Here is a 9,489-nt window from a genome sequence, read left to right as displayed (position 1 = left end):
ATCAAAAACAGCAGGTCGCTTGATTCTCATACACCAGATTTGACTATAGCTCTTCCGGAGCATGCAGTGCGTAGAGTTTGTTCTTGTCTTTCGGCTGCTGCTGGTGAATCCGCTGTGCTCGCTCCAGCAGCGTATTCAGATGTTGGAACGATGCGGAGCACTCCAGTTCTGCCGTCACCAGTTTCCGCTTGATCTCTCGCAGCACGATACCAAGGATCGTGCGTTGGCGTTTAACGGCTTTGCGCATGCGGCGAAATTGCTTGGCATGGGCATAACCATGGTAATCATCTCTTAAATTCTCCTGCCTAAAATTTAGGCAGAATACGTGAATTACCTGGTCAATTTTCAACCGGTGTCAACAGCAACGTATTCATCGACGCCAAAATGGCCACCGCGCTGCTGGATCGACTCACACACCATTGCCACATCATCGAAACCGGCAACGAGTCTTTCCGCTACAAGCAAAACACTGCCAATGCAAAGATCAGAATACAGCAGCGGGAAAAAGAAAAATACTCACCAGAAGAAAATCTGGCTAATTTGCAGTAAATTACAACTAAACAAAAACATCAACAGGAGGCAAAACACCAACTCAGTCTGAGTCGACTTGTCCACAGATGCGTAGTATCCTACGTTCTGTTTTCCCCTGGTCAATTTTCAACCGTAATGGGTGGTCAATTTTAAGCCGGTATCAACACTCGTTTGTTTGTGACCGTGTTTTTTTATCAGAATAGTTCGTGTCTAGCCATTCTTTGTAACTATTGTCCATAACACCACGCCACCAGTCCTCGTTATCGAGATACCACTGCACCGTTTTGTGGATGCCGGTTTCAAATGTCTCCAATGGCTTGTAGGATAGTTGATCCATGATTTTGGTGGCATCAATGGCATATCTGCGATCATGTCCAGGACGGTCAGTGACATGAGTGATTAATTTGGTATGTGGTGCGCCGTAAGGGTGGTATTTGTCCATCAGCTGGCAGACGAATGTAACAATATCGATATTCGCCCACTCATTGTTGCCGCCGATGTTATAGACCTCACCCACCTCTCCATTCAGGAGAACACGTTCTATACCACGACAATGATCCTCAACATAGAGCCAGTCTCGAATCTGTTTACCATCGCCATAAATCGGTAAGGGTTTCCCTTCGAGACAGTTGACGATCATTAAAGGAATTAGTTTTTCTGGAAAATGATACGGGCCATAGTTATTTGAACAGTTGCTGATGGTGGTATTGAGACCGTAAGTATGGTGGTAACTGCGCACTATGTGATCCGAAGATGCCTTGCTGGCTGCATAGGGCGAATTAGGCAGATATTGATGCTGCTCAGTAAATGCAGGGGCGTCAGGCGTGAGCGTACCATAAACTTCGTCCGTGGATACATGGTGAAAGCGATGAGTTGTTTTACCCGCATCAAGCCATATTTTTTTGGCGGCTTTTAGCAGCGAATGTGTGCCTTCTATATTAGTTTTAAGAAAGGCATCTGGCCCGAGAATTGATCGATCCACATGACTTTCTGCAGCAAAGTGCACTAAGGTATCAATCGAAGCATCGTGCAATAATTTTTCTACCAATACGGCATCAAGAATGTCGCCGCGCACAAAACTGTAAGCCTTGTTGTTTTGTATACTTTTTAGATTTTGTAAGTTTCCGGCATAGGTAAGCGCATCCAGTACAGTAACCTGGCTGTCAGGATATTTCTGCAACCAATAATGCACGAAGTTGCTGCCAATAAATCCAGCGCCACCCGTCACTAATAAATGCTTAGGTTGATAATTCATCGTTTTTTTTCCATTGAATTAATACTTGTTCTAACCCTTTTCGCCAGTCTGCTTGAGAAATAAGCAATTCTTCTTGAATGCGCGCACATACCAACGCTGAGTTCTGCGGACGCTTGGCGGCGGTGGGATATTCAGATGTTCTGATGGGCTTGATAAACGGTTTCTTTCTCAGCATGCCTAGCTCAAAAGCCTGTTGACAAATGATTTCAGCAAAAGTGTGCCATGTGGTGACAGGGACTCCGGTGTAATGATACAGCCCCCAAGAGATAGCCTTCTTCTGGTGTATTCGATCGACAATTTCCAACAGGACCTCAGCGATATCACCTGCCCAGGTTGGCGCGCCGGTTTGGTCAGCAACAACACTCAGTTCATCACGCTGTTTAGCAAGGCGCAATATAGTACGGACGAAATTCTGGCCTGTGGCTGAGAATACCCAAGCTGTACGCAGCGTTATGTATTTATCTAGCGTATTGGCAACAGCAGCTTCACCTTCTAACTTGCTCTGGCCATAAGCTCCCTGCGGGTTCGGAGCATCTATTTCCTGATATGGCGTGGGCTTTTGTCCATCAAACACGTAATCGGTAGAAACGTGCAATAGCGGTATATCAGCCTTCACACAGGACCTTGCCAGATATAGCGGACCATCTCGATTGACGGCAAGCGCCGAAGCAATATCAGTCTCAGCGCGGTCGACGGCAGTATAAGCGGCGGCGTTGATAATAATTGTTGGATTTACATGTGCAACAAAGGCCTGGATATTGGATTCATTTGTGATATCAAGTTCATTGTAATCGACACCAACGAAGCTATAGCCACGCTCTTTGCTGCGTAAACAAAGTTCTGTACCTAATTGACCTGCTGCACCTATTATTAATACGGTCATAATAGATTTCATTCTCCGGGTGTATTCATGTAGTACTGAGATTGTCTTAGATTGGCAACTTCTCTAGTGCTTGTTGTGAAAGGTTGAGCGCAAATTGATCTTTTATTGAGAGTGTAACATCGCTGACGGACCACTTGAAATCGACTGTTGATACCAGTTTAAAACTTAGACAGAATACGTGAATTACTTGGTCAATTTTCGGCTGGCGTCAACAAACAAACGCAAACAATACAGAAGGCGTGCAGCGATTGAGTCCATTGTCGATCACCTGAAATCGAATTACCAAATGGCCAAAAATTTTACCTGAAGGGCACACTTGGTGATCACATTAGCCTGTTGATGGCCGCTGCTGCCTGAAACTTGAGACAATGGCTGTTAGTCATTTTTTGGCTCTTTTTTCCGGCAGCTTGCCTGGAATAATTGTTTTTCGATACTTTTTCAGGGACGACTAGATAAACTGCCGACAGTGTGCTCTCTTCTTTTGCAACAAAAAGCATCGAAAATGCTTATTTGTCGCGCCAGATAACCATGGTCAATCAATCATCTGCACTGCTATTAGTAAATTCAACACGATTAGTATCCTGTGGCCATGCGCTAAATGGAAATGGACGCAAGTCTGTATTAAATGACAAATAACTAATTATCTGATGAATATATGCATTTAACCCTTGACTGAATCCAAGTAACAAGGAATTTGTTTTTCCACTTATTATCAAAGTAACAAACTGAAAGAAAACGACACAGATAACTAAAGAATTAGATAAACCATAGATAAACATAAAGAAAATAACATAAAGACCACGCTGCCAGAAATCTTTCTTTTGTAATCTTTGCTTGATTTCATCATCCATTTCATTTTCCCACAATATAATGCAGATTACTTATCAATGCTCAAAACATAAACAATATATCAGCAGCGATTCTCCCACACGGCTCATACTAAGATACGGAAAGCTACGAGAAGGAAATTAATGCAATTTTATTTCAAGTTATATACGAACGGATTTCCAGTAATTGGATTTCCAATAAACATGGTCAAGCCGTGATATTGTGACGCCTTTCTTTTGAGACGCATGTAAAAATTTATTATTCTCCAGATAAATTCCTACGTGATTTGAAGATTTACCAACTCTGAAGAACACCAAGTCTCCAACCCTTAAATCATCTCTTCTAACCTCTTGCCCAATTTTTGCTTGCATCCCTGTCGTTCTTGGTAAATTCTTACCGAGTTTTGACTTAAACGTCAAATGCACAAAACCTGAGCAATCTATCCCACGTCGACTCAGTCCACCATATTGATAACGCACGCCCTGCCATTCATTATAGTGAGAATAGAGTACTTTTCTCAGGTAACTGGGATCTAGGGGCTTATTGGCAACAGAACGAGATTCATGCTTGGAAAAATGTCGTTTTTGAATTGATCCACAGCTAACTAAAAAACTGATACCAACAAAAATAATAAGTCGAGAAACAGATCTTTTCATGGACAGTGTACTTTTCGCTTTATCCTAAATCAAATACCAGGAAATCAAGCAAGCTAAATACGGTTACGATGCGACCCCATACTAGATACTTTTGATAGAACACATCTAGCCATATCTTTTAATGAAATAACCTCATTAACTCCACCCGCGGCAATAGCTTCTTTTGGCATCCCAAAAACAACACAACTCGCCTCATCTTGAGCAAAATTATATGCTCCCGCTCTGTGCATCTCCAACATTCCTACAGCACCATCTTTTCCCATGCCTGTTAGAATCACACCAATGGCATTTTTGCCTGCACAATTTGCTGCTGAACGAAATAGTACATCAACTGAGGGTCGATGTCGACTCACTGGTTCACCATGATTTAACTCAGTCAGATAATTTGCACCACTACGTTTAAGCAATAAGTGCGAATGTCCTGGTGCGATAAAAGCATGGCCTGGCAGCACCCTTTCTCCCCCCTGAGCCTCAACAACTGATATCTTACATAGACCATTCATACGATTAGCAAATGACCTGGTAAATCCTTCTGGCATATGCTGGGTAATAAGTATACCTGGTGAATCATGCGGCATACGAATCAGAAATTCTTTAATTGCTTCTGTGCCACCAGTAGAAGCACCTACTATAATTAATTTTTCTGTCGATGAAATACGATTTGATACCGTTGGCAGAACAACATCTGCAGTAACACTTCTTGTAATTGGTAAAGGTGTATGCCGTCTCGGTCTAGCTGACTTCGCGATACGGATTTTGTCTGCAATTTCGTTGCTATATTCCTTTAATCCCGACGCTATATCCATTTTAGGCTTAGACACGAAATCAACCGCACCTAATTCAAGTGCACGAAAAGTTACGTCCGAACCTTTCTCGGTCAGCGTTGAAACCATAACAACAGGCATAGGCCTTAATCGCATTAATTTCTCTAGAAAATCAATTCCATCCATTTTAGGCATTTCGACATCCAAAGTCAGTACATCTGGATTCATTGCACGTATCATTTCGCGTGCCGCCAGAGGATCAGCTGCGGCCCCAACGACTTCCATATCCGGCTGGCTATTAATAATTTCGCTCAATAATTTACGAATAAGTGCTGAATCATCAACGACTAGAACTGAAATTTTTTTCATAATATGAACTCAAGAAAATTCAAGAAGCAAATTCAGCTAAGAAAATAGTTCTATTTCTCCACCATTTTCAACCTTGCGCAAGCGTTGACTATAATCTTTCTCACGTTGGGAAATAGTCATGTTACGAATATTCCGTAATTTCTTTACCATTACCTTATTGTTTTTTGGAAAAAAATAGACCTTACGCGGAAATATATCAACTAAATCTTGCGCTACAACTCTTATTTTTTCGGTTTGCAAAAACTTCAAAACAAAATCCGCATTCCTCTGGCCGATATTCGCAACCGTCAACCCATCCAAAACATTACCGCCACCGAATACTTTAGCCTCGAGGTTACATCTGCGAGCACCCAATTTGAGCAGCTGATTGATCAGTATTTCCATTGCATACGTACCATAACGAGCTGAAGCATTTAACGGACTACCCGCGTCCGCACCACCATCTGGAAGCATAAAATGATTCATACCGCCGATACCGCTATAACAATCACGTATACAAGCTGCAACACATGAGCCGAGCACAGTTACCAAGAGCATGTCCTTATCAGTGACATAGTATTCACCTGGTAACAATTTAACTGCTTGATGGTTAAAGCTTTTGTCAAAATATAAATTGCTCGCAATTTGCTCATCAAGGATCTCAGCCATATTATTACCTCTGCCGATTAGTTAATTCATAAACAGTTTTCTCACGCAACTTAAATAAATCAGTAGCATGTTGGAAGCTTTCAGAATGACCAGCAAACAACAATCCGTCAGGGGTTAGCAATGGCACAAATTTCTTCAGAATTTTATATTGTGTCTGTTTATCAAAATAGATCATTACATTACGGCAGAATATCGCATCAAATGGACCTCGAATCGGCCACTTATCATCAAGCAAATTCAATTGCCGAAACGTAATCATATTTTGCAACTCGGGACAAACCTTTGCTGATCCAGCATGAGAGCCTTTGCCTTTTAAAAAAAACTGTTTAAGTTTTTCCTTAGGTAGTTTTTCTAACTTGTCCATTGAATAAATACCCATTTGGGCTTTCGCCAAAACGTTTGTATCCAAATCCGTCGCCAGAATATGTACGGGAGGAGTGTATGATTTAAACGCCTGTACCATTGCCATCGCCATTGAGTATGGCTCTTCGCCAGTAGATGAAGCACTACACCAAAGTTGAATTTTGTTGTGATTTTTTCGCTTCTCTACGTGCCTCTCGAGAATGGGAAAATGATGATGCTCACGGAAAAAAGCTGTAAGATTCGTTGTCAAAGCATTAGTAAACGCTTCCCACTCTTCCGAGCTTCCACGTTCCAAATAGTCCAAGTATTCATCAAAACTATCAAAACCCGTCGCACGCAATCTTCTGGCAAGTCGGCTATACACCATGCTCTGCTTACCTGTAGAAAGAGAGATACCCGCATGCTTATATATCAGCTCTCTAATTCGGTCAAAATCACTCTGAGTAAAATTATATTCGCGCGCTTTACTTTCAAGGCTATCTTCGATATCTGTAATCAATCCCATAATTTCCATCCACAAACAAGATAAAGTGCCATTTTGCGATAACCGTTTACAGTATCAAATCTTCCTTCAGTTCCTTCACTTCTTCGCATATCGAACTAATATACCTGTCCTTAATCCCTCGAGATCATAGATATCAAACTGGCACATCTACTATGCTCGTTGACAAGCCTGGTACTTGTGTCGGTAGAATATAAATAGAATTTCTCAATTAATAGATATTGGGACTATCCTTAATCTCAAGCGAACAGAAAATCACCTTAAATAACAACATTATTGATTAGTCCGACACACTACCTCATCATTCATTCCCAAGCCAACAACGTATTCGGCATCAGTTTCTAAACTCAATCTAGGGTAGGGGCGCAGCTGATCCGCTTCCAAATTGATCACATTAAATGTTCTGCTACATTTTAGATACCCAGTAAACTGACTGTAATCAACTTCCCTCAACTTCAAGTCTTCCACTGTTCACGCCTGTTCTGACATAAAATATCAATAAGCCACGCATCACACAAATAAGTAATGAATTTCCTACGCGAGCTCTTGCTGTGATGCCATTACTAAAGCTGCGGTATCAAGAATGAGCGCAACTTTGCCATCACCCATAATAGTCGCACCCGAAGCTCCCTGAACTCTGCGGTAATTACTCTCAAGGCTCTTGATAACAACCTGATGCTGCCCAACCAAGTCATCCACAAATAACGCTGCTTTATGTCCTTCAGCCTCAAGAATGACAAGAATTCCTTTATGAATTTCTGTTACGCTAGGACGCAAATTGAAGAACTCATGCAATGCAATCACTGGGAGATACTCACCTCTTACTTGCACCACGCGCCCTTTCCCACTCACTGTTTTAATATCGGTGGCCATCGGTTGCAATGACTCGGTTATATAATTTAATGGCACAATAAACATTTGATCTCCAACAACCACAGACAATCCATCGAGTATGGCCAGCGTTAGTGGCAAACGAATGGATATACGCGTACCAGATCCAAACGTCGATTCAATATCGATACGCCCCCCCATGCTCTGTATATTGCGTTTAACCACATCCATGCCAACACCTCGACCAGACACATCTGTAACTTGGTCTGCTGTTGAGAAACCAGCTTCAAATATCAACAACCACACTTCTTGATCAGTCATTGCATCATGTACAGGTAAGCCACGTTCTTTTGCTTTGGCAAGAATCTTCCCTCTATTTAGTCCTGCGCCATCATCACTAACCTCGATAACAATACTCCCTCCCTGGTGAAAAGCTCGCAGGGTTATTGTGCCGTGCGCTGGCTTACCAGCAGCTATACGTTTTTCAGCTACTTCTACACCGTGATCCAGGCTATTTCTGACTAAGTGTGTTAAAGGATCAGCAATTTTCTCAATTAACCCTTTATCGAGTTCTGTATTCTCACCAACAGTCCTCAACTCCACACGCTTATTCAGTTTCGCGGCAAAATCACGAACAACTCGCGGATATCGGCTAAATACAAAACTGATTGGCATCATACGGATTGACATCACAGATTCTTGCAAATCTCGTGTATTTCGCTCTAATTGACTCATTCCGCTGTACAACTTCTCGAACAGTACCGGATCATACTGAGAAGCTGTCTGAGCAAGCATTGCTTGAGTAATGACCAGCTCTCCGACCAAGTTAATCATTTGATCAACTTTTTCTATGCTGACTCTGATAGATGAAGCTTCACTAGCCGCCGCTATATTAGCTTTTGCAGAAGATTTATTTGTCGCTTGAGACTCATTTTTGTTACCATCTGTATTCGGCAACTGTGTCTGGCCCAAACTAATTTTTGAATCTTCTATATCCTTCGGCGCAGCAGGTGCACCGGGAAAAAATCCATAACCTGGAGTAGGTGGCATCCTATACTTTAGCGCATCTTCTTCTGCTAAAGATTCTGCATTACTAGCTGATCCATTAGAGGTTTCAATTTCTGTTGCCTTAGCTTGAGCACTATCAAACGTAACTGCTTTAATTTTCAGGCTTGCGGGATCAACCACGAACACCAAAGTTTCCCAAACATCTTCCTCGCTACTACTTGTGGTCAGCACTAATTTATAGCACTCCTCCGCATTTACAGGCGTAAGATTCTCCAGATTACCCAATTCCTTCAAATTGGCGAGTAAATTCTCAAATGTGGCACTACTCAAATCAGTACTGGAAAATTCGATACTAAAACTAAGTCGTGTCGCAGTGTTTTCTTGAGAATCTTTTTCTGCCATTGACTCTACATCAGTCTCTCCCGACACTGATTTGGCTTCAGCATCAGCATCAGCATCAGAAACAATTGCTTTTATATCCTCTACCGATACAACCTCCTGCGCGTTCTCACTCAATTTCTTAAGCTCCTCGCAAACTGCTTCAACAGCAGCGGGATCAGCTTGTCCTTCTCCACGATGTCCGGCCAATTGTGCTTTGATAACGTCTCCAGCCTCTAGAAAAGCATCGACCATCTCGCTACGTACTTTAAGCTCGCCCTTGCGCAATCTATCAAGCAGTGTTTCCAACATATGCGTCATCTCCGTCATATCTGTAAAACCAAATGTACCTGCTCCACCTTTAATAGAATGAGCAGCACGAAATATAGCGTTTAAGTCTTCCAAATCCGGCGAATTTACATGAGCTATGATTATTTCTGGTGTATGACAAGTGAGGAGAAAGCGGTGTAGCC

At 42.2% G+C, this 9,489-nt stretch carries 10 protein-coding genes and 2 pseudogenes; 1 reads left to right on the top strand and 11 read right to left on the bottom strand.

The window, feature by feature from the left end; genetic code table 11:
* Positions 1-52: 52 nt before the first annotated feature.
* Positions 53-274 (bottom strand): annotated as a pseudogene (locus QZV86_RS12505) (IS5/IS1182 family transposase); the annotation flags it as partial.
* Positions 275-360: 86 nt separating this feature from the next.
* Here QZV86_RS12505 and QZV86_RS12500 point away from each other — a divergent pair.
* Positions 361-549, top strand: a pseudogene (locus QZV86_RS12500) (ATP-binding protein); the annotation flags it as partial.
* A gap of 142 nt (positions 550-691) precedes the next feature.
* On the opposite strand, the gene rfbB reads toward QZV86_RS12500, so the two are convergent.
* The 10 genes from rfbB to QZV86_RS12450 all read right to left on the bottom strand — a co-directional run.
* Positions 692-1,786, bottom strand: a complete 1,095-nt coding sequence (gene rfbB, locus QZV86_RS12495; protein ID WP_295628702.1) for a dTDP-glucose 4,6-dehydratase — start codon at positions 1,784-1,786, stop codon at positions 692-694.
* Positions 1,770-2,669, bottom strand: a complete 900-nt coding sequence (gene rfbD / locus QZV86_RS12490; protein WP_295628699.1) for a dTDP-4-dehydrorhamnose reductase — start codon at positions 2,667-2,669, stop codon at positions 1,770-1,772. Before rfbD ends, rfbB begins: the two co-directional genes overlap by 17 nt.
* Before the next feature lie 323 nt (positions 2,670-2,992).
* Positions 2,993-3,166: a hypothetical protein gene (locus QZV86_RS12485; protein ID WP_295628696.1), complete on the bottom strand. Its 174-nt coding sequence runs from the start codon at positions 3,164-3,166 to the stop codon at positions 2,993-2,995.
* A gap of 39 nt (positions 3,167-3,205) precedes the next feature.
* Positions 3,206-3,520 carry a DUF4389 domain-containing protein gene (locus QZV86_RS12480; protein WP_295628693.1) on the bottom strand — a complete coding sequence of 105 codons (315 nt, stop codon included), beginning with the start codon at positions 3,518-3,520 and terminating at the stop codon, positions 3,206-3,208.
* A 138-nt stretch (positions 3,521-3,658) separates the two neighbouring features.
* On the bottom strand, positions 3,659-4,153 hold the full coding sequence (locus tag QZV86_RS12475; RefSeq protein ID WP_295628691.1) for an NlpC/P60 family protein: 495 nt from the start codon (positions 4,151-4,153) through the stop codon (positions 3,659-3,661).
* 53 nt (positions 4,154-4,206) lie between these two features.
* Entirely contained in the window at positions 4,207-5,286 is a 1,080-nt protein-coding gene (locus QZV86_RS12470; protein WP_295628689.1) for a chemotaxis response regulator protein-glutamate methylesterase, read from the bottom strand.
* Between the two features lie 36 nt (positions 5,287-5,322).
* Entirely contained in the window at positions 5,323-5,934 is a 612-nt protein-coding gene (gene cheD / locus QZV86_RS12465; RefSeq protein ID WP_295628687.1) for a chemoreceptor glutamine deamidase CheD, read from the bottom strand.
* A 4-nt stretch (positions 5,935-5,938) separates the two neighbouring features.
* The gene (locus tag QZV86_RS12460; RefSeq protein WP_295628685.1) at positions 5,939-6,811 is read right to left on the bottom strand and encodes a CheR family methyltransferase; all 873 of its coding nucleotides are present in this window, start codon (positions 6,809-6,811) and stop codon (positions 5,939-5,941) included.
* A 261-nt stretch (positions 6,812-7,072) separates the two neighbouring features.
* The gene (locus tag QZV86_RS12455) at positions 7,073-7,267 is read right to left on the bottom strand and encodes a hypothetical protein (RefSeq protein WP_295628683.1); all 195 of its coding nucleotides are present in this window, start codon (positions 7,265-7,267) and stop codon (positions 7,073-7,075) included.
* Between the two features lie 66 nt (positions 7,268-7,333).
* The coding region (locus QZV86_RS12450; protein ID WP_295628681.1) for a chemotaxis protein CheW at positions 7,334-9,489 on the bottom strand (2,156 nt) is incomplete at its 5' end.

Source organism: uncultured Nitrosomonas sp. (assembly GCF_902826915.1).
Lineage (GTDB): Bacteria > Pseudomonadota > Gammaproteobacteria > Burkholderiales > Nitrosomonadaceae > Nitrosomonas.
This window is presented reverse-complemented; position numbering and strand designations above follow the sequence as displayed.

Bases quoted from the DNA above. Each gene is read 5' to 3' on its own strand.
- rfbB (WP_295628702.1), bottom strand. From the start codon at position 1,786: ATGAATTATCAACCTAAGCATTTATTAGTGACGGGTGGCGCTGGATTT.
- rfbD (WP_295628699.1), bottom strand. From the start codon at position 2,669: ATGACCGTATTAATAATAGGTGCAGCAGGTCAATTAGGTACAGAACTT.
- QZV86_RS12485 (WP_295628696.1), bottom strand. From the start codon at position 3,166: ATGCTTTTTGTTGCAAAAGAAGAGAGCACACTGTCGGCAGTTTATCTA.
- QZV86_RS12480 (WP_295628693.1), bottom strand. From the start codon at position 3,520: ATGGATGATGAAATCAAGCAAAGATTACAAAAGAAAGATTTCTGGCAG.
- QZV86_RS12475 (WP_295628691.1), bottom strand. From the start codon at position 4,153: ATGAAAAGATCTGTTTCTCGACTTATTATTTTTGTTGGTATCAGTTTT.
- QZV86_RS12470 (WP_295628689.1), bottom strand. From the start codon at position 5,286: ATGAAAAAAATTTCAGTTCTAGTCGTTGATGATTCAGCACTTATTCGT.
- cheD (WP_295628687.1), bottom strand. From the start codon at position 5,934: ATGGCTGAGATCCTTGATGAGCAAATTGCGAGCAATTTATATTTTGAC.
- QZV86_RS12460 (WP_295628685.1), bottom strand. From the start codon at position 6,811: ATGGAAATTATGGGATTGATTACAGATATCGAAGATAGCCTTGAAAGT.